The following is an 18,355-nucleotide window of genomic DNA, read 5'->3' as shown; positions in this document are numbered from 1 at the left end:
ACTGTACACCGATGACGGCTTCCTTGTTTTTCTCCGGCGTAGTCAACTTCCTGCTCGGCGGCCTGCTGGGCGCCATGGGCGGTCTCTTCGGGATCGGCGGCGGTCTCATCGCCATCCCCGTGCTGGGCTACCTCTACGGCATGGACCAGCAACTGGCCCAAGGCACGGCACTCGTGATGATCGTGCCCAACGTCGTCATCGCCTTCTGGCGCTACAAGCAGCGCAATCACATCCAATGGAGTACCGCCGCCATGATGTGCGTGCCGGCTGTCTTCACCACCTATGTCTCGGCCCGCATCGCCACGGCCATGGCGGCGCGCAGCCTGCATGTCTGCTTCGCCGCCTTCATGGGACTGCTGGCGCTGTATTACTTGTGGACGCTGTTGCGCAACAAGCGCAGCGTGGAATCGTCCGTGATCCTCTCGCGTCGCTACATTCCGCTGGTGGGGATGGCTGCCGGCGCCTCGGCCGGCTTCTTCAGCGTGGGCGGCGCCATCGTCGCCGTGCCCTTGCTGACGGCCTTGTTCGGTGTGACGCAGACCGCCGCGCAAGGACTGGGGCTGGCCATGGTCACGCCCGGTACGCTGGTGGCGCTGTGGACCTACGCCCAGGCGGGTCATGTAGACTGGTCAGTGGGGATTCCGATGGCGCTGGGCGGCGTGCTCAGCATCTCCTGGGGCGTGGCGCTGGCACACCATCTGCCGGAGCGACGCCTGCGTATCCTCTTCTGCGCCGCTTTGCTGTTGCTGTCGGTCTGGATGATGATCGCCGGCTGAGGGCCGGCCATCTCCGCCGCTCAGGCGGTGTTTCTTGCGCGTGCGGCGAGCTTGTCTTCGTCGCTCTCCTGCGCCATCTGCTCGCGGATGAAATCCACCAGATTGCGTGCATGCGGCGACAGCGTATCCATGTTCTGGAACACCAAGCTGCGCTCGCGCACGCTCCACGGATCGCTCAACTCCACCACCGCCAACTGCATGGTCTGCTGATGCCGCTGCGCCGCTGATCGCGGCACGATGCCGATGCCGACATTGGTCTCGATCATGCGGCACATGGCTTCGAAGCTGCGCACCTGAATGCGCAGCTTGAGACGCTGCCCCTGTTCGGAAACGATCTTGTTGAGGAAGTGGTGCAGGGTGCTGCCTTCGTGCAGGCCGATGTGTTCGTACTCCAGCGTGTCCTGGAAGGGAACGCTGCCGGCGCCCGCCAGCGGGTGTTCCAGCGCAGTGGCCAGCACCAGCCTGTCCGTCGAGAAGTTGAGTACCTGCAGTCCATCCCCCTGCACCGGACCGGCCACGATGCCGATATCGGCCGTGCCTTCCTGGATGCCGCGCAGGATGTCATGGTTCAGGCGCTCTTCCAGTGAGACGTTGACCTGCGGATGTCTGGCCAGGAACTTGCCCAGGATCTCGGGCATGAATTCGGTCACCGCCGTGGTGTTGGCGAAAATGCGGATATAGCCCTTGATGCCGTTGTTGTACTGCTGCATGTCGCTCTTGAGGTGTTCCACCTGCTGCATGAAGAGCTGTGCGTGATGCAGCAGGGTATGCCCGGCCGGCGTGAGCTGCACGCCCTTGCTCTCGCGATAGAGCAGGCGGGTGCCGAAGCGCGTTTCCAGTTCCTTGATGCGATTGCTGGTGGCGGGCAGCGAGAGATTCATGCGCTCGGCACTGCGGGTGAGGCTGTTGAGTTCAGCAATGAGGATGAAGAGGCGCAGGTCGGTCAGATCGAAAAGCATGATGTCTCCCGGAAAGAGTCGGTGAGGATGCCGCCTGCACTGCGGCAAGCCTGGCCATCCTGTATTGCGGCACGCTTCCGCCATGGGTACGCGCGTGCTCTCGGTGGCTGCCCATGGTACGCCCAATTGCGTCACTGCATGGTGTGAAATACGGACGAGTTGTGACGCGATGCCGCATCTCTATGCTGCGTGTGACTTCAGTTCTGCGTAAGCCCCCCTTCCAAAAATACAGATTGTTCCCGGCGGGTGGACACCGCAGACTCGTGCCCAACCAACAACCACGATGCGAGGAGCCATGTCGCACCCCGACCTCGATCTCGCCCTGCTGCGGCAGTGGCTGGACAAGACCGAAACGCGCCACGACCAGATCAGCCCGTCCTTCGCGGCAGCGCTGGCGGCCACGCTGGACGGTCCGCGCCAGCCGCAGGTCGGCGATGCGCTGCCGCCGCTGTGGCACTGGATCTATTTCTGGAGTGTGTGCCGCCAGTCCGAAGTGGGCGCGGATGGCCATCCGCAGCGCGGTGGTTTCCTGCCGCCGGTGCCGCTGCCGCGCCGCATGTGGGCCGGGGGAAGACTGCGGTTTGCAGCTCCGCTGCCCGTCGGCGCAGAGGCCGAGAAAGTCTCGCGCATCGCCAGCGTGGACGTGAAGCAGGGCCGCACCGGCGCGCTCGCTTTCGTGACCGTGCAGCACACCATCCGTCATCAGGGCCAGCTGTGTCTGAGCGAAGAGCATGACATCGTCTACCGCGATCTGCCGCAGCCGGGCGCCCCGGTGGTGGTGCCGAAGAGCGCGCCCACCGATGCGCGCTGGTCGCGCCGCGTGGAGCCGGACCCGGTGCTACTGTTCCGTTATTCAGCGCTGACCTTCAACGGCCATCGCATCCATTACGACCGCAGCTATGTCACTGAGGTGGAGGGCTATCCCGGCCTCATCGTCCACGGGCCGCTGATCGCCACCTTGCTGGCCGATCTGGTGGCGCGTGAAATGCCGCAGGCGGTGATGCGCGAGTTCAACTTCCGCTCGGTGGGAACCTTGTTCGATACCGAGCCCTTCACGCTGTGCGGCAAGCCTGCTGCCGATGGCAAGAGCGTGGCGCTGTGGGCGCAGAACGAACGTGGCGAGCTGGCGATGCAGGCCGAAGTTCTGCTGGACTGAAACGAAATAAATCATTTAAATAATATAGAGCCGGAGCCCCCTCATGTCGTATCAAGCCGTCCCTGATGCCTACCCCGACCTGCGCGACGCCGTGCGTGACCTGTGCCAGACCTTCCCGCCGGAGTACTGGCGCAAGGTCGACGAAGCGCGCGGCTATCCCGAGCAATTCGTCGATGCGCTCACCAAAGCCGGCTGGATGGCGGCCCTGATTCCGCAGGAATACGGCGGCTCGGGACTGGGGCTGACCGAAGCTTCGGTCATCATGGAAGAGATCAATCGCACCGGCGGGAATTCCGGGGCCTGTCACGGCCAGATGTACAACATGGGTACGCTGCTGCGCCACGGCTCGGAACGGCAGAAGCAGCAATACCTGCCCAAGATCGCCAGCGGTGAACTGCGCCTGCAATCGATGGGCGTGACCGAGCCCACGACCGGTACCGATACCACGCGCATCAAGACGGTGGCGGTGAAGAAGGGCGATCGTTACGTGGTCAATGGCCAGAAGGTCTGGATCTCGCGGGTACAGCATTCCGACCTGATGATCCTGCTCGCCAGGACCACGCCTTTGGATCAAGTGAAGAAAAAGTCCGAGGGCATGTCGATCTTCCTGGTCGATCTGAGGGAGGCCATCGGCAAGGGGCTGGAGGTGCGGCCCATTCTGAATATGGTCAATCATGAGACCAATGAACTTTTCTTCGACAATCTGGAAATCCCTGCCGAGAACCTGATCGGCGAGGAGGGGCGCGGCTTCAGGTACATCCTCGACGGCCTCAACGCCGAGCGCACCCTGATCGCCGCCGAGTGCATCGGCGATGGCTACTGGTTCATCGACAAGGCGAGCGCTTATGCCAAAGAACGCGTGGTCTTCGATCGCCCCATCGGCATGAACCAGGGCGTGCAGTTCCCGATTGCCGATGCCTACATCGAGATCGAGGCCGCCAACCTGATGCGCTACCAGGCCTGTGCGCTCTTTGATGCCCATCAGAACTGCGGTGCCCAGGCCAACATGGCCAAGTATCTGGCGGCCAAGGCCTCGTGGGAGGCGGCCAATGTCTGCCTGCAGACGCATGGCGGGTTTGGCTTTGCCTGCGAATACGACGTCGAGCGCAAGTTCCGCGAGACACGGTTGTATCAGGTAGCGCCGATTTCGACCAACCTGATTTTTTCCTACGTGGCCGAGCACATTCTCGGTCTGCCCCGTTCCTTCTGAATCAGGCCGCCCAAGGGAGTCTCCATGTCGCACGCCAATCGCCCGCTGGAGGGCATCACCGTCATCAGTCTGGAACACGCCATCGCCGCGCCGTTCTGTACGCGCCAGCTGGCAGACCTGGGGGCCCGTGTCATCAAGATCGAGCGGCCCGGTGTCGGGGATTTTGCGCGCGGCTACGATACGCGCGTCAACGGCTTGTCCTCGCACTTCGTCTGGACCAATCGTTCCAAGGAAAGTCTGACCCTCAACCTCAAGGATGAAGAGGGCAAGCGCATCATCGACCAGCTTCTGGGCGAGGCCGATGTGCTGGTGCAGAATCTCGCACCGGGTGCCGCCGCCGGGCTCGGCCTGTCGGCCAAGGCGCTGCACGAGAAGCATCCGGGACTGATCGTGTGTGACATCTCCGGCTATGGCGAGGATGGTCCCTATCGCGACAAGAAAGCCTATGACCTGCTGATCCAGAGTGAAGCCGGTTTTCTGTCGGTCACCGGGACGCCGGATGAAGTGGTCAAGGCCGGATGCTCAATTGCCGATATCGCCGCCGGCATGTACGCGTATTCCAACATTCTGGCCGCCCTCATCAAGCGCGGACGTGATGGACGCGGCAGCCATATCGATCTGTCGATGCTGGAGGCATTGACGGAGTGGATGAGCTTTCCCCTGTATTACGCCTACCAGGGGGCCAGCGCGCCGGGCCGTTCGGGCGCGGAGCACGCCACCATCTACCCCTATGGACCATTCAAGGCCGGTGATGGCAAGACAGTCATGCTGGGCTTGCAGAACGAACGCGAATGGAAAGTCTTCTGCGAGGTGGTCTTGCAGGACGCCGCGCTGGCCACCGATGAACGCTTTTCCAGCAATGCGCGCCGCCATGAACATCGCGAAGTGCTGCGCCAGCTGATCCTGGGCATGTTCGCCGACATGAGTGCGGAGCAGGTGGTGGCGCGCCTGGACCAGGCGCAGATCGCCAATGCGCGCGTGAATACCATGCAGGAACTGTGGCAGCACCCGCAACTGGCCGCGCGCGAACGCTGGACCGAAGTGGATACGCCGGCCGGCAAGGTGGCGGCGCTGCTGCCGCCGGGTGCAAATGACAGTTTCGATTACCGCATGGAAGCCATTCCTGCCTTGGGTCAGCACACCGAGGCCATCCTCGCCAGACTGGGCTATGACGCAGCAGCCATCACTGCGCTGCGCGAACGGGGGGCCGTGTAATGGCACCGCACATCACCACGGCCAGCAGCTACCTGTTCGTGCCGGCCAATCGTCCCGAGCGCTACGTCAAGGCGCTGGAGAGCGGGGCCGATGCCGTCATCGTTGACCTGGAAGATGCAGTCGCCCTGCCGCAGAAGGAGGAAGCGCGCGCCACATTGGCCCGCTGGCTGCGCGGCAATGGTCCGCAGCCGCGCCTGTGGGTGCGCATCAACGCGGCCGACACCGTCTGGCACGGTGATGACCTGTTGACGTTTTCTGCACTATCGATGGCGGGCATTGTTCTGCCGAAGGCAGAGGAGGCCAAGACCCTGTCTGCCATCGCGCGTCGGCTGGGGCCTGGGCGTGGTCTGATTGCGCTGATCGAAAGTGCCGCCGGCCTGGCCGCGATGCGCGAGATTGCCGCCGTGCCGGGGGTGCAGCGGCTGGCCTTCGGTTCCATCGATGCGCAGGTCGATCTGGGCATGCAATGCGGCCCGGAGGAAGAAGAGCTGATGCATTTCCGCATGGAGATGGTGATGGCATCGCGCCTGGCGGGCATCGCGCCGCCCATCGATGGCGTGACCACGGATTTCAATGACGATGCCTTCCTCGCCCGCATGGTGCAGCGGGCCAGGCGCATGGGCTTTGGCGCGAAGCTGTGCATCCATCCGAAGCAGGTGGAGGGCGTGCGGCGCGGTTTCATGCCCGGCGAGCAGGAGCTGGCGTGGGCCGAGGAAGTGATGGCGGCCGTGCGTGCCAGCGATGGTGGTGCGATTTCGCTCAAGGGAAAAATGATCGACAAACCGGTGATCCTGCAGGCAGAGAAATTCCTGCATCAGGCTGGCCGTCTGGTGGACTGAGCCGGGATTGACCTGCGTTGCGCCGGGCAGCGCTCGTGTAATCTAGGCGTTTTCCAACAAGCAGGGAGACGACACCATGAAAATCCAGGCCGCCGTATTGCGTGAAATGACCGAGGCTTATCCATTTGCGGTGAGCCAGCCGCTGAAGATCGAGGAACTCGATCTCGATCCGCCCGGCCCCGGTGAAGTGCTGGTCAAGATGAAGGCAGCGGGCCTGTGCCACTCGGACCTGTCGGTCATTACCGGTGTGCGTCCGCGTCCGGTGCCCATGGCGCTGGGGCACGAGGCATCGGCCGAAGTGGTCGAGGTCGGCAGCGGCGTGAGCGACCTGCGTGCGGGTGACCTGGTGGTGCTGGTCTTCGTGCCGAGCTGCGGTCACTGCCTGCCTTGCATGGAAGGACGTCCTGCGCTGTGCGAGCCGGGTGCGGCAACCAACGCGGTAGGGGAATTGCTCTCCGGCCAGCGCCGGCTGCACGACCGCGTGCAGCATGTGCACCATCACCTGGGCGTGTCGGCCTTTGCTGATCATGCGGTGGTGTCGCGCCGCTCCTGCGTGAAGATCGAGGCGGACATCGATCCGGTACAGGCGGCCCTGTTCGGCTGCGCCGTGCTGACCGGTGTGGGTGCGGCGGTCAATACGGCCGAGGTCAAGGCCGGGACCACGGCGGCCGTGCTGGGATTGGGCGGCGTGGGCCTGTGCACCATGCTGGGCGCGCTGGCCTCCGGTGCCCGCGAAGTGATTGCCGTCGATCTGCATGACAGCAAGCTGGAAGTGGCGCGCGCCTTGGGCGCTACGGCCACCGTCAATGCCCGTGATCCGGATGCGGTGGAGAAGGTCAAGGCGCTGACCAAGGGCGGCGTCGATTACGCCTTCGAGATGGCGGGGTCCGTGCAGGCCATGGAGGCCGCCTATCGCATGACCCGGCGCGGTGGCATGACGGTCACCGCCGGCCTGCCGGCACCGAACCAGAACTGGCCCTTGCAGCAGGTCAGCCTGGTGGCCGAGGAACGGACCGTCAAGGGCAGCTACATCGGCTCCTGCGTGCCGGTGCGCGATATCCCGCGTTACATCGGCCTGTACCAGGCCGGCAAGCTGCCGGTGGACAAGCTCATGGGCGAGCGCCTGGCGCTGGCGGACATCAATCGCGGCTTCGACCGCCTGCACAGCGGGGAGGGCCTGCGTGACCTGATCGTGTTCTAACGCCGGAAGGCCGAGGTCATCGGCCTGCCGGCTTCATCCCCGGAGGAGACATCCATGACCATCATCACAAAGCGGGCGGCACTGACCGCCTGCGCCTTCGCCACGCTGAGCCTGTGGGCCACGGCAGCGCTGGCCCAGCAGACCATCGTCATCAAGTTCAGCCACGTGGTGGCCAATGACACGCCCAAGGGCAAGGGCGCGGAACGCTTCAAGGAGCTGGCCGAGAAGGCGACCCATGGCCGCGTCAAGGTCGAGGTCTATCCCAACAGCACGCTCTACAAGGACAAGGAAGAACTGGAAGCCCTGCAACTGGGCTCGGTGCAGATGCTCGCTCCTTCGCTGGCCAAGTTCGGCCCGCTGGGCGCCAAGGAGTTCGAGGTCTTCGATCTGCCCTACATCTTCCCCAACAAGACCGTGCTGAAACGCGTGACCGAAGGGCCGATCGGGCAGGGGCTGTTCCAGAAGCTGGAGAGCAAGGGCATCAAGGGCCTGGCCTACTGGGATAACGGCATGAAGGTGATGACGGCCAACCGACCGCTGCACAAGGTGGCGGACTTCCGGGCACTGAAGATGCGCATCCAGTCCTCCAAGGTACTCGATGAACAGTTCCGCGCGCTCAAGGCCAATCCGCAGGTGCTGGCGTTTTCCGAGGTGTATCAGGCCATGCAGACCGGCGTGGTGGATGGCAGCGAGAACACCCCGTCCAATGTCTATACGCAGAAGATGCACGAGGTGCAGTCCAACCTGACGGTGTCGGACCACGGCTACATCGGCTATGCGGTGATCGTGAACAAGAAGTTCTGGGAAGCCCTGCCGGCGGACGTGCGCAGCCAGCTGGACGGGGCCATGAAGGAGGCGACGGTGTATGCCAATACCATCGCCCAGAAGGAAAATGACGATGCCTTGGCCGCCATCAAGGCCAGCGGCAAGACCAAGGTCTATACCTTGAGCGAGGAAGAGAAAGCCGAATGGCGGCGCGCACTGCTGCCGGTGCACAAGAGCATGGCCTCGCGTGTGGGGCAGGATCTCATCGATGCAATCTATAAGGAAAGCGAGGCGGCAGGCGTGAAGATGAATTGAGCGCACAGCCCGCAACAGCCGAAAGCGCGGCCTGCAGCGATGCAGGCCGTTTTTTCATGCGGAAGAGCAGGGAAGAAAAAACTTACTTTTTCTTGCGCTCGCGGACGTATTGCTCGGCCGCCGTGACGGCATTCTGCAGGGCTTCCATCTTGGAATTGCCCGGCTTGAAATCGCCGAATTCATGCGTGGTACGGTCCGGAAAGTCGATATGGACGAACGCCGTCCACTTGCCATCGGTACGCAATACGGGAGTCAATTTGATGGTCGCGTCAAAATACTTGCACGCGATAGCGCCTAAGGTGGTGGACATCTTGCTTCGAAGCGGGCGGCGGTCACTGCTGAGGGGGAGGGCCGGCACCTGCAGGTTGGGTGGCAAATCGAGGTGCCATCATGCCACAGCCTGCGCTTTCCTGCCTTGCGCTATTTCAGTCCTTTACCACAATTTACGAGCAAGACGCTTGACGGCGGACGCGGCCTTGTGGGTCTCGCCCGCCAGTCAATGGATGCATGCTGATGAGCTTGACCCTGATACACGAGTCAGTGGGCGCCCAGCATCAGGTCCAGGTTCTGCACGGCGGCACCGGAGGCGCCCTTGCCCAGGTTGTCGAACACGGCGCACAGCAGGAGGTGTCCTTCGGCGGCATTGCCGAAGACGCCCAGCGTCATGTCGTTGCTGTTGTTGTGGCGGGTCGGATCGAGCTGGGCCGTGGCCGCGCTTTGCTCCGCATCCAGCACGGTGACGTGGCGCGCACCGGCGTAATGCGCCTGCAGGGCGGCCCGCAGGCTCTCCAGCGTGGCGTTCGGCGGCAGCAGGCGGGCCTGCAAGGCGATGGACAGCACGATGCCCTGGCGGAAGGCGCCATAGCTGGGCACGAATACCGGGCGCTGCGACAAGCCGGCGTGCAACTGCATCTCCGGCGGATGCTTGTGCGCCAGTCCCAGTCCGTATAGCACGAAGGGCGCGGCTTGCGCGGCCTCCGCCCCTTCGTATTGCTCGACCTGGGCGCGGCCGCCACCGGAATAGCCGGAGACCGCATGGATGGCCAGCGGATAATCGGCGGGCACCAGGCCGGCCTGGACCAGTGGACGCAGCAGGGCAATGGCACCGGTTGGATAGCAGCCGGGATTGGTCACGCGCTGTGCATGGGCAATCGCCTGCGGCTGTTGCGCCGACAGTTCGGGGAAGCCATAAACCCAGCCGGGGCTGGTGCGATGGGCCGAGCTGGCATCGATCACGCGCACCTTGGGATTCTCGATCAGCGTGATGGCTTCGCGGGCAGCGGCATCCGGCAGGCACAGCAGGGCGATGTCGGCGCTGTTGATGGCCTCGGCGCGGCGGGCTGCGTCCTTGCGTTCGGCGGCCGGCAGGGTCAGGATGCGCAGGTCCTTGCGGTCGCGCAGACGCTCATGGATCTGCAGGCCGGTGGTGCCTTGGTCGCCATCGATGAAGATCAGGGGAAGTGTGCTCACGGGTTGCTCCAATGCAGGGAAGACAGGGATGTGCGCCGAAACAGGTCGGCTGGCGCTTGCCGAAGACCTGCATGGTGAACCGGATCGTATAATTGTAAAAGTTGAATATCACAAAGAGATCGTTCAGTTTTCCTGAACGTCGTCCTTTCCACGGGAGTCATGCAATGCGTGAATTGAGCCTGGACCGTCTGCGTACCCTGGTGGCCATTGCCGACCTGGGTTCCTTTGCCGCCGCCGCGCGCGAACTGCACCTGGCTCCACCCACGGTGAGCCTGCACATCAGCGAACTGGAAGAGCGCATCGGTGCGCCGCTGCTGTTGCGCCAGCGCAGCCAGGTGCGGCCTTCCGGCATCGGTGCCACCCTGATCGCCCGCGCACGGCAATTGCTGGCGGCGGCCGACCAGGCACTGGAAGAAGTCGGCCGGCAAGTGCTGGGGCTGGCCGGGCGCGTCAGGCTGGGTGCCTCCACCGGGGCCATTGCCACGTTGCTGCCGCAGGTGCTCGAACGGCTGGGGCAGCGCCATCCCGACATCGACGTGCAGATCCACATCCTGACCTCGCAGGAGACACTGTCGCAGTTGAACGAAGGGCTGCTGGACATCGGCCTGGTGGCCTTGCCACAGTCTCCCGTGAGCGGCCTGACGGTCCGGCCGTGGCGGCGTGATCCGGTGATGGCCTTCCTGCCGGCGGCCTGGCACGCGCCCCGGCTGGTCACGCCGGGCTGGCTGGCCGCGCAGCCGCTGATCCTCAATGCGCCCGAGACGCGGCTCTCGCGTCTCACCAGCGAATGGTTCGCGGGGGCCGGTGAACAACCGGAGGCGCGCATCCAGCTCAATTTCAACGATGCCATCAAGAGTCTGGTGGCCGCCGGTTACGGTGCCACGCTGCTGCCGCATGAGGCCAGCGCGCAAGGGCGGCCGGTGCCGCTGGATCCGCGCATCGTCATGCGGCCCTTGCGGCCAGCGCTGTGGCGGCCCCTCGGTATCGCCCATCGCGCCAGCCAGCTGGAACCGGCGACGCGCCATGTGCTGGAAGCGCTGTGGGAACTCAAGCAGCTCAAGACACCGCGTTCGCCTGCGTAAGCGCGGCGCGTGTCAGGACGGAAAGTGACTGGCGCTGCTGGCCCGCTGCATCGAAATTGCCGTCGTCCAGCCATCGTTCAAAGGCTGCGCGTAGTGCCGGCCATTCGCTGTCGATGATGGAGAACCACGCCGTATCCCGGCTGCGGCCACGATAGACGATGGCCTGGCGGAAGATGCCCTCGAAGCTGAACCCCAGGCGCTGCGCGGCAGCGCGCGAGGGCGCATTGAGGCTGTCGCACTTCCATTCGTAGCGGCGATAGCCGAGATCCTCGAAGACGTGGCGCATCAGCAGGTAGTGCGCTTCGGTGGCCATGCGGCTGCGCTTGAGCAGCGGCGAGAGTGCGATGTGCCCGACCTCGATCACGCCGTGCGCCGGTTCGATGCGCATGAGGGCCAGGGTGCCGATGGCGTCCCCCGTGCGCAGGTCGATCACGGCATGGTGCAGCGGATCCTGCGTGGCCTGCATCTGCATGGCCTGCTGACGGTAGCTGGCGGCGTCGGGGAAGGGGCCGCTCATCATGTAGGTCCAGTCGCGTCCATCCGGGGCGGTGGCGAAGGCGGCGTGCAGTTGCGCGGCGTGGCGATCGGCATCCAGCCGCTCCAGCCGGCAGCTGCGGCCTTGCAGGGTGCGTCCATCGGGACGCGCACGCGGCTGCCAGTCCGGCAGGGCAGGGCCGATGGGTTGCTGGTAATCGTTGCTGCGGACGAGATCGGTCATGGTGGCTTTCATGGCGAGGGAGAGCTGGCACGATAGCGTTTTCGTGGCATCATCAAAAGTGCCACAAGACGATGATTTGATGGAGCCACGAAAACCTGCTTGCCATGCCACTTTCCTTGCTGTCTTCCCCGCTCGATGTGCGGCCCGGCGCTGCTTCGCGCCAGCAGCAATTGCTGGCGCGCTTCAAGCGCGCCATCCTCGGTGGCCAGTTGCCGCCCGGCAGTCGCCTGCCTTCCACCCGCAGCCTGTGCGAGCAGTTGCAGGTAGCGCGCAATACCGTGCTGGCTGTCTATGAACAACTGGTGGCCGAGGGCTATGCCGCAGCGGATCGGCAGGGGACGCGCGTGGTGACCCTGCTGGCAGCGCCGGCAAGGCTGCATGCCGTGTCCTCTCCGTCACGCACCGGCCACGCACGCCCATCGCGCCGGGTCAGCACCATGCAGCCCACGCGCGATGCCGGTGACCGCGGGCTGGCCCTCACGCCGGGGATGCCGGCGCTCAATCGCTTTCCGCTCAATGCCTGGCTGCGCGCGCAGGAGCGCGCGCTGAAACGGGCCGGCCCGATGGCGCTGGCCTATGGCGATCCGCTGGGCGAGCCAGCCTTGCGCGAGTCCATCGCACAATATCTGCGGGTGGCTCGCGGCGTGCGTTGCGAAGCGGGACAGGTGGTGGTGACCGAGGGCTCACAAGGGGCGCTGTCGCTGTGCGTGCGGCTCTTTGCCAATCCGGGCGAGCGCGCCTGGCTGGAGGATCCCGGCTATGGCGGGGTGCGTGCCGCCTTCCATGCAGGCGATATGAAGATTCGTTCCATGCCGGTCGACGAGGAGGGCATCCTGATTGCCGAGCGGGCCTGGCGCTCGCCGCCCCGGCTGATCCATGTGACGCCTTCGCACCAATATCCGACCGGCGCGGTACTGTCGCTGGCGCGGCGGCTGGCGCTCATCGCGCGGGCCCGCGAGCACGGCTGCTGGATCATCGAGGACGATTACGACAGCGACTTCCGCCATCACGGCCATCCCATCCCGGCCATGCAGGGACTGGTGCCGGATGCGCCGGTGCTGTATGTGGGCACCTTCAGCAAGACCCTGTTCCCGGGCTTGCGCATCGGTTTTCTGGTACTGCCGTCTTCCGTGGGAGAGGGGGCGGGGCGCGCGCTGTCCGAGTTGTTGCGCGGCGGGCACCGGCTGGAGCAACTGGCGTTGGCGGAGTTCATGGCCGGCGGCCAGTTCGCGCGCCATCTGGGACGCATGAAACGGCTCTATCGGGAGCGCCAGCAGGCTCTGCGGGCGGCCTTGCAGGCGCAGTTGCCGGAGTTCGGCATTTCAGGGGGCGACAGCGGCTTGCATTTGACCTTGCGGCTGCCGCCGGATTGTCCGGATACCGCCGTGAGTACGGCGGCGCGGGCGGCGGGCATGAATGTCGGGGCGCTGTCGTCGTTTTCGGCTGGGCCGGCGCAGGCTGGCAACAACGGGCTGGTGATCGGTTACGGCAATACCTCGCAAGAGCAATACGCCGCGCTGATCAGGCGCCTGGCGGGGATCGTCAGGCGCGTGCAGCGTGATCAGAGCGTGGCCGGCTGATGCAGGCGCTGCTTCACGCAGCGCGTGACCAGGTCCATGTAATCGGCCGCGCGGGCCGGCTTGGCGGCATACCAGATGCGGCTGTCTTGTTCCTGGGCGAAATCGGCGGACATCGGCGCGGCCGTGAACAGCACCAGCGGGATATGCGCCAGTTGCTGGTAGATGCACAGGGTGCGCAGCAATTCATACCCTTCGGTGCCGGTAAAGCTGCGCGGATCCAGCAGGATCAGGGCCGGCAGCTCCTTGCTGCGGCACAGGGCCTTGGTCAGCAGCGAAGAATTGGCCAGTTCGGCATCGTCGAACCATTCGAACTGGCAGGGCAACTGGCTGCGCCAGACGGCGAAGCGGGCGGTTTCGATGGCGTCCAGGTCGGCATCGACGACGAGTACGCTGGGCAGGTGATGGGTCAGGGACATGGCAGCCTCCTTGCTGGTATGGAGGCATCTTAGGGGAGAGGCTGCGGGCAGGGTATCAGGAGCTTCCTGATGGGCTGCGCAGGTGTTGCCGGCAGCCCCGGTGCGGATCGAAATCAGGCGCTTTCGCGGGCGCTGCTTTCGAATTGCCTGGCATATTCGGCACGGCGCGCCTGGTCCGATTCGATCAGCAGGCGATAGCGGGTTTCCGATACGCGCTGCTGCAGCACCGCGGCATAGCGCTCGCGCTGCAGCCACTCGATGATGATCGAGGCGGTGGCGACGATGACCATGTAGACCAGGATCAGGAAGATGTCCTTGTCGTTGAGCCCGTCCATCGTGTAATACGGCTTGCGGAAGAAGAACATGGCCGTGGGGATGCTGATGGCCAGCAGGCCCAGGGAATACAGATAGCCGAACAGATAGCTCATCACGATGCAATTGACGGCAAAAAACAGCATCGACAGCGATTCCTCGACAAAAGGCGCCAGCGCATAGCGCAGCCCGAAGGCGGCGACGAAGCCGAACGTACTGACGTACAACGGCCTGAAGCCCTGCGGGCGCCAGCTTTTGGCGTTCTTGAGTCGGATCAGGCTCATGATGGTCTTGGAGTGGGGGCGCGTCGTATCCATCTTGGTTCACATTGCACGGTGGTGCAATGGGCTCATGTTAAGAATGCTGTCTGTCAAAAGACTTACTGGCGGCCAAATTGCCGGGCTGCGTTGTATCTTCACATCAAGTCAGTGCCGTCTGTCCTTCAGCGGCGAGGCATGGGCGAGATACTTGCGCTTCATCTCGTTGCCGTGGATCTCGATGCTGCGCTTGATGAACATCACGGTTTCGTTGGTGACGATTTCACGTTCATTGTCGACGGTGATGATGTGATAACAGTCGCCCAGCCAGATCACCTTGCGTACCTCGGCGTTGATCTGTTGCAGGATCAGCTCGGCATTGCGCGGCGATGCGGTTTCATCGTCGATGGAGTGAATGATCAGGGTATCGGTGCGGACCAGGGGCAGGGATTTGCGCACGAAAGCGATCATGCGCAGGGCGGCGCGCAGGTGGCGTGCCGGGATGGCAGCGGCACCGACGGCGGCCACGCCATCCTTTTCCAGTGCGGCGGCCACACGGCGGCGCATCTCGTAATTCTTGATGCCGTAGGGTTCGCTTTCCTTGTAGGACCAGTTGCGCACGCCCATGTCATAGACCACGGTCAGCATTTTCCAGTACCAGGGCACTGACCAGCCATCGTATTGCAGCACCGGCGAGAGCAGCACCACCGACAGCAGTTCCTTGCTGCGCGCCGCCACGGCCAGCGCCAGCGTCGCGCCCATGGACAGGCCGCACAAAGAGACGGTACGGAATTCTTCCTTCAGGCGCGCCACCCGGCTTTCGACCACGGCGCACCAGTCTTCCCAATTGGGCGAGACGCGCGGATTGGTCAGGGCAGCGGAATAGTTGTCGATGTTGAGCGGGATGACGGTACAGCCAGCCTTCTTCAGCTGCTTGGGGATGGACCCCATTTCCAGCTGCGAACCGCACAGGCCGTGCAGGAGGATGACCGCATGCTCCTTGTGCGGGCCGCCGTGTCGCTCTTCAGGCTGAGGTTGCTCGACAGGCTCGGCCGCTGTGCTGGCCGGGCTGCTGGTATCGGTGGATGACAGTGAGTCCATAAATCTTCAAACGCTTTTCGCGCCCCGTGGGCGCCGCCCGGCGAATTCTTCGCCCCCCGTTCAGTACGAGTAAGCGGGTCGACGCTTCAGCGTTCTGTTTCCCGACTACCAACTCCGCTGCCGTCCAGGCGGATGACTTTTCGCGAAAGTCTAACTGCCTCGTTGAAATGTTGCCAGCGTTTATCAATTGCCTTCCCGGAAACGCCGGGTGACGGTGGCCTGGCATGCCATCCGGCAGGAAAATGACAATCTGATGTCAGGATAACGTTGTAAAGACGCAATTGGTGCACAAATCTTCATATCCAGCACCAAAAGACAAATACCGGGCGGTTAAACGACAACAAAGAAAAAGCCCTTCGAGGCGACTCGAAGGGCTTGATATCCGCGCCCGGAGACCGGGCGAAGGCGCTGTTGGACTTAGCCGCGGCCTTCCAGGCGGCCATTGACCACGCGCACCTGGTCGCCGACACGCCAGTTTTCGCTGGTTTGCGGGAAGCTGCGGGTCTTGCCATTGTCCATGCGGACGTCGACGACGTAGCTCGTGGTGGAGCGCACGTTCTTTTCCACTTCGTTGCCGGCGTAACCGCCGCCGACGGCACCGGCGATGGTGGCCAGGGTACGGCCGGTACCTCCACCGATCTGGTTGCCCAGCAGGCCGCCGACCACTGCGCCGCCAGCAATACCCACACCGCTGGTCGGGACGCTGTGGCGCACGGTCCGCACGCCGATCACTTCACCGCAGCTGCTGCAAACGGCCGCGGCGCGCTGGGCCACGGGGGCTGCTGCCTGGGCCGGGTAGGCGCCCTGTTGCGGCTGGTAAGAGGTGGATTGCGGAGCTTGTTGCTGCACCAGCGGTTGCTGGCCCTGGGCGGCTTGGCCCGGCTGGCCGGTTTGCTCCATGGCCGCGACCTGCTGCGGCGAATTGGCGCTCTTGGAGCTGGGCAACAGACCCGTCATCGCGGCCACGCCGATCAGGCTGACCAGAATCACGGCCACCGAGGCACCGGCGACCAGCGGATGAATCCGTCCCGACGAAGCAGGTGCGGAAGGCTGGCTCACGGCGTTGTTGCTTGCGTTCAGGTTTTGCTGGGTATTGGTATTGGCATTGCTTTCCATGATGACCTCTCTAGTTGTTCTGTTGTCGTTGATGAGTGGATGACTGGATTATGGAGTGGTCATGGGCCAAAAAAAATCCCGATTCTGTGTCAGTTGTAAGGACTTGTAATCCTGCAACAGTCGGTCTGGACACGGGTTTGCGGCAAGATAACGCTGCTCTAGAGCAATCGAAGGGCGTTTCAGGCGGGAAGGGAGGGGCGTGCAGGGGGGATGGGGTTCCGCATCCCAGGCGGGATGCGGAGACAGCAAGGCGGGATGCGCCAACGCGGGAGCGGCGCAGCGCCGTCCCGCGTGACGATCAGTCTTCGCGGCGCAGGTGCGGGAACAGGATCACGTCGCGGATGTTGGGCGAGTCGGTGATGAGCATCATCAGGCGGTCGATGCCGATGCCGCAGCCACCAGCCGGCGGCATGCCGTATTCCAGGGCACGGATGTAGTCGGCGTCGTAGTACATGGCTTCCTCATCGCCAGCGTCCTTGGCGGCCACTTGCGCCTGGAAGCGGGCGGCCTGGTCCTCTGCGTCATTCAACTCGGAGAAGCCGTTGGCGATCTCGCGGCCGGTGATGAACAGCTCGAAGCGCTCGGTGATGCCGGCGACCGTGTCGGAAGCGCGCGCCAGCGGCGAGACCTCGACCGGGTAATCGATGATGTAGGTCGGGTTCCACAGCTGCGATTCGGCCGTTTCTTCGAACAGCGCCAGTTGCAGCGCGCCGATGCCGGCACCGGCCAGCGGGGCTTGGTCGGTCTTGACGCCGAACTTCTTGAGTTCAGTGCGCAGGAAGTCGATGTCGGCCAGTTGCGCTTCGGTGTAGTTCGGGGCGTACTTCAGGATCGCGCCGGTGATGGTCAGGCGGTCGAAGGGCTTGGACAGGTCCAGCTCGCGGCCCTGATAGGTCAGCACGGCGGTGCCGTGGGCGTCGATGGCGGCCTGGCGGATCACCTGTTCGGTGAAGCCCATCAGCCACTGGTAATCCACGTAGGCAGCGTAGAACTCCATCATCGTGAATTCGGGGTTGTGACGCGGCGAGACACCTTCGTTGCGGAAGTTGCGGTTGACCTCGAAGACGCGCTCGAAACCGCCCACCACCAGGCGCTTCAGGTACAGCTCGGGGGCGATGCGCATGAACATCTGCATGTCCAGCGCATTGTGGTGGGTGATGAAGGGCTTGGCCGCCGCGCCGCCCGGGATCGGGTGCAGCATCGGGGTTTCCACTTCCATGAAACCGTTGGTTTCCATGAAGCGGCGGATCGACGACATCGCTGCAGTACGCGCCTTGAAGGTGCGGCGCGTCTCTTCGCTCATGATCAGGTCGACATAGCGCTGGCGGTACTTCATTTCCTGGTCGGCCAAGCCGTGGAACTTGTCCGGCAGAGGGCGCAGCGACTTGGTGATCAGCTTTAACTTGGTGACCTTGATGGACAGCTCGCCGGTCTTGGTCTTGAAGAGGGTGCCTTCAGCGCCCAGGATATCGCCCAGGTCATAGTGCTTGAAGGCGGCCATGGCTTCTTCGCCGGTGACGTCGCGGGTCACGTAGAGCTGGATGCGGCCGTCGGCGCGCACGCCCGAGGCGTCCTGCAGGGTGGCGAAGGCCGCCTTGCCCATGACACGCTTCAACATCATGCGGCCTGCCACGGTGACCTGGACCGGTTCGGCTTCCAGCGCTTCATTCTCCAGGCCATCGTACTTGGCGTGCAGGTCGGCGGCATTGTTGGCCGGGCGGAAATCGTTGGGGAAGGCGACGCCCTGCTCGCGGATGGCGGCCAGCTTGGCGCGGCGCTCGGCGATGATGCTGTTCTCGTCGGCTGCCGGCTGGGCGGCGGGGGTGTTTTGCGTGGTCATGGTTGGAATTCTTGAAGGTTGAACGGT

At 63.9% G+C, this 18,355-nt stretch carries 18 protein-coding genes; 9 read left to right on the top strand and 9 right to left on the bottom strand.

The window, feature by feature from the left end:
• The first annotated feature begins 11 nt into the window (after positions 1-11).
• Positions 12-776, top strand: coding sequence for a sulfite exporter TauE/SafE family protein (locus tag ACWFUC_RS19910; RefSeq protein ID WP_039789598.1), 765 nt, complete (start codon positions 12-14; stop codon positions 774-776).
• A 20-nt stretch (positions 777-796) separates the two neighbouring features.
• On the opposite strand, the gene ACWFUC_RS19905 is transcribed toward ACWFUC_RS19910, so the two are convergent.
• Entirely contained in the window at positions 797-1,735 is a 939-nt protein-coding gene (locus ACWFUC_RS19905; protein ID WP_489623103.1) for a LysR family transcriptional regulator, read from the bottom strand.
• A gap of 295 nt (positions 1,736-2,030) precedes the next feature.
• On the opposite strand from ACWFUC_RS19905, the gene ACWFUC_RS19900 reads away from it, so the two are divergent.
• The 6 genes from ACWFUC_RS19900 to ACWFUC_RS19875 all read left to right on the top strand — a co-directional run bounded on the left by ACWFUC_RS19900 (position 2,031) and on the right by ACWFUC_RS19875 (position 8,436).
• On the top strand, positions 2,031-2,891 hold the full coding sequence (locus tag ACWFUC_RS19900; protein WP_489623102.1) for an HTD2 family dehydratase: 861 nt from the start codon (positions 2,031-2,033) through the stop codon (positions 2,889-2,891).
• A gap of 43 nt (positions 2,892-2,934) precedes the next feature.
• On the top strand, positions 2,935-4,101 hold the full coding sequence (locus ACWFUC_RS19895) for an acyl-CoA dehydrogenase family protein (RefSeq protein ID WP_489623101.1): 1,167 nt from the start codon (positions 2,935-2,937) through the stop codon (positions 4,099-4,101).
• Positions 4,102-4,125: 24 nt separating this feature from the next.
• A complete protein-coding gene (locus ACWFUC_RS19890) occupies positions 4,126-5,316 on the top strand; it encodes a CaiB/BaiF CoA transferase family protein (protein WP_489623100.1) in 1,191 nt (396 codons plus the stop codon).
• Positions 5,316-6,155: an aldolase/citrate lyase family protein gene (locus ACWFUC_RS19885; protein WP_134135899.1), complete on the top strand. Its 840-nt coding sequence runs from the start codon at positions 5,316-5,318 to the stop codon at positions 6,153-6,155. The genes ACWFUC_RS19890 and ACWFUC_RS19885 overlap by 1 nt, the downstream gene beginning before the upstream one ends.
• A gap of 76 nt (positions 6,156-6,231) precedes the next feature.
• Complete coding sequence (locus ACWFUC_RS19880; RefSeq protein ID WP_489623099.1) at positions 6,232-7,356, top strand: zinc-dependent alcohol dehydrogenase family protein; 1,125 nt, start codon at positions 6,232-6,234, stop codon at positions 7,354-7,356.
• Between the two features lie 54 nt (positions 7,357-7,410).
• Positions 7,411-8,436, top strand: a complete 1,026-nt coding sequence (locus ACWFUC_RS19875) for a TRAP transporter substrate-binding protein (RefSeq protein WP_489623098.1) — start codon at positions 7,411-7,413, stop codon at positions 8,434-8,436.
• A gap of 82 nt (positions 8,437-8,518) precedes the next feature.
• On the opposite strand, the gene ACWFUC_RS19870 is transcribed toward ACWFUC_RS19875, so the two are convergent.
• Together ACWFUC_RS19870 and argC are read right to left on the bottom strand one after the other, a co-directional pair.
• On the bottom strand, positions 8,519-8,746 hold the full coding sequence (locus ACWFUC_RS19870; RefSeq protein WP_039785514.1) for a hypothetical protein: 228 nt from the start codon (positions 8,744-8,746) through the stop codon (positions 8,519-8,521).
• A gap of 227 nt (positions 8,747-8,973) precedes the next feature.
• Entirely contained in the window at positions 8,974-9,906 is a 933-nt protein-coding gene (gene argC / locus ACWFUC_RS19865) for an N-acetyl-gamma-glutamyl-phosphate reductase (protein ID WP_489623097.1), read from the bottom strand.
• A 164-nt stretch (positions 9,907-10,070) separates the two neighbouring features.
• Here argC and ACWFUC_RS19860 point away from each other — a divergent pair, with 164 nt between their 5' ends.
• Positions 10,071-10,988 (top strand): LysR family transcriptional regulator, encoded by a 918-nt coding sequence (locus ACWFUC_RS19860; RefSeq protein WP_034334253.1) that lies wholly within the window; start codon positions 10,071-10,073, stop codon positions 10,986-10,988.
• Here ACWFUC_RS19860 and ACWFUC_RS19855 read toward each other — a convergent pair.
• Positions 10,963-11,706, bottom strand: coding sequence for a GNAT family N-acetyltransferase (locus tag ACWFUC_RS19855; protein WP_489623096.1), 744 nt, complete (start codon positions 11,704-11,706; stop codon positions 10,963-10,965). The genes ACWFUC_RS19860 and ACWFUC_RS19855 overlap by 26 nt on opposite strands.
• Positions 11,707-11,810: 104 nt before the next feature.
• Between ACWFUC_RS19855 and pdxR the strand changes: the two genes are divergently transcribed.
• Positions 11,811-13,286, top strand: a complete 1,476-nt coding sequence (pdxR, locus tag ACWFUC_RS19850; protein WP_489623095.1) for a MocR-like pyridoxine biosynthesis transcription factor PdxR — start codon at positions 11,811-11,813, stop codon at positions 13,284-13,286.
• Here pdxR and ACWFUC_RS19845 read toward each other — a convergent pair.
• The 5 genes from ACWFUC_RS19845 to lysS form a co-directional block, all read right to left on the bottom strand.
• A complete protein-coding gene (locus ACWFUC_RS19845; RefSeq protein WP_489623094.1) occupies positions 13,268-13,702 on the bottom strand; it encodes a response regulator in 435 nt (144 codons plus the stop codon). The two genes, pdxR and ACWFUC_RS19845, sit on opposite strands and share 19 nt — an antisense overlap.
• Before the next feature lie 113 nt (positions 13,703-13,815).
• The gene (locus ACWFUC_RS19840) at positions 13,816-14,331 is read right to left on the bottom strand and encodes a DUF4118 domain-containing protein (protein WP_209566801.1); all 516 of its coding nucleotides are present in this window, start codon (positions 14,329-14,331) and stop codon (positions 13,816-13,818) included.
• 108 nt (positions 14,332-14,439) lie between these two features.
• Positions 14,440-15,372 (bottom strand): alpha/beta hydrolase, encoded by a 933-nt coding sequence (locus tag ACWFUC_RS19835; RefSeq protein ID WP_489623093.1) that lies wholly within the window; start codon positions 15,370-15,372, stop codon positions 14,440-14,442.
• Between the two features lie 417 nt (positions 15,373-15,789).
• On the bottom strand, positions 15,790-16,488 hold the full coding sequence (locus ACWFUC_RS19830) for a glycine zipper 2TM domain-containing protein (RefSeq protein WP_489623092.1): 699 nt from the start codon (positions 16,486-16,488) through the stop codon (positions 15,790-15,792).
• A gap of 298 nt (positions 16,489-16,786) precedes the next feature.
• Positions 16,787-18,328: a lysine--tRNA ligase gene (lysS, locus tag ACWFUC_RS19825; protein ID WP_039785523.1), complete on the bottom strand. Its 1,542-nt coding sequence runs from the start codon at positions 18,326-18,328 to the stop codon at positions 16,787-16,789.
• Between the last annotated feature and the right edge of the window lie 27 nt (positions 18,329-18,355).

It is taken from the genome of Herbaspirillum sp. Her4 (genome assembly GCF_057961335.1).
Note: the sequence above shows the minus strand (reverse complement) of the source record. Positions and strands in the feature narration are given on the sequence as shown.

What these genes read in the sequence shown, in the direction of transcription:
- ACWFUC_RS19845 (WP_489623094.1), bottom strand. Translation starts at nt 13,702, where the DNA reads ATGTCCCTGACCCATCACCTGCCCAGCGTACTCGTCGTCGATGCCGAC.
- ACWFUC_RS19905 (WP_489623103.1), bottom strand. Translation starts at nt 1,735, where the DNA reads ATGCTTTTCGATCTGACCGACCTGCGCCTCTTCATCCTCATTGCTGAA.
- ACWFUC_RS19870 (WP_039785514.1), bottom strand. Translation starts at nt 8,746, where the DNA reads ATGTCCACCACCTTAGGCGCTATCGCGTGCAAGTATTTTGACGCGACC.
- ACWFUC_RS19885 (WP_134135899.1), top strand. Translation starts at nt 5,316, where the DNA reads ATGGCACCGCACATCACCACGGCCAGCAGCTACCTGTTCGTGCCGGCC.
- ACWFUC_RS19910 (WP_039789598.1), top strand. Translation starts at nt 12, where the DNA reads ATGACGGCTTCCTTGTTTTTCTCCGGCGTAGTCAACTTCCTGCTCGGC.
- ACWFUC_RS19875 (WP_489623098.1), top strand. Translation starts at nt 7,411, where the DNA reads ATGACCATCATCACAAAGCGGGCGGCACTGACCGCCTGCGCCTTCGCC.
- ACWFUC_RS19890 (WP_489623100.1), top strand. Translation starts at nt 4,126, where the DNA reads ATGTCGCACGCCAATCGCCCGCTGGAGGGCATCACCGTCATCAGTCTG.
- ACWFUC_RS19840 (WP_209566801.1), bottom strand. Translation starts at nt 14,331, where the DNA reads ATGGATACGACGCGCCCCCACTCCAAGACCATCATGAGCCTGATCCGA.
- pdxR (WP_489623095.1), top strand. Translation starts at nt 11,811, where the DNA reads ATGCCACTTTCCTTGCTGTCTTCCCCGCTCGATGTGCGGCCCGGCGCT.
- ACWFUC_RS19900 (WP_489623102.1), top strand. Translation starts at nt 2,031, where the DNA reads ATGTCGCACCCCGACCTCGATCTCGCCCTGCTGCGGCAGTGGCTGGAC.
- lysS (WP_039785523.1), bottom strand. Translation starts at nt 18,328, where the DNA reads ATGACCACGCAAAACACCCCCGCCGCCCAGCCGGCAGCCGACGAGAAC.
- ACWFUC_RS19880 (WP_489623099.1), top strand. Translation starts at nt 6,232, where the DNA reads ATGAAAATCCAGGCCGCCGTATTGCGTGAAATGACCGAGGCTTATCCA.
- ACWFUC_RS19835 (WP_489623093.1), bottom strand. Translation starts at nt 15,372, where the DNA reads ATGGACTCACTGTCATCCACCGATACCAGCAGCCCGGCCAGCACAGCG.
- ACWFUC_RS19895 (WP_489623101.1), top strand. Translation starts at nt 2,935, where the DNA reads ATGTCGTATCAAGCCGTCCCTGATGCCTACCCCGACCTGCGCGACGCC.
- ACWFUC_RS19860 (WP_034334253.1), top strand. Translation starts at nt 10,071, where the DNA reads ATGCGTGAATTGAGCCTGGACCGTCTGCGTACCCTGGTGGCCATTGCC.
- ACWFUC_RS19830 (WP_489623092.1), bottom strand. Translation starts at nt 16,488, where the DNA reads ATGGAAAGCAATGCCAATACCAATACCCAGCAAAACCTGAACGCAAGC.
- ACWFUC_RS19855 (WP_489623096.1), bottom strand. Translation starts at nt 11,706, where the DNA reads ATGACCGATCTCGTCCGCAGCAACGATTACCAGCAACCCATCGGCCCT.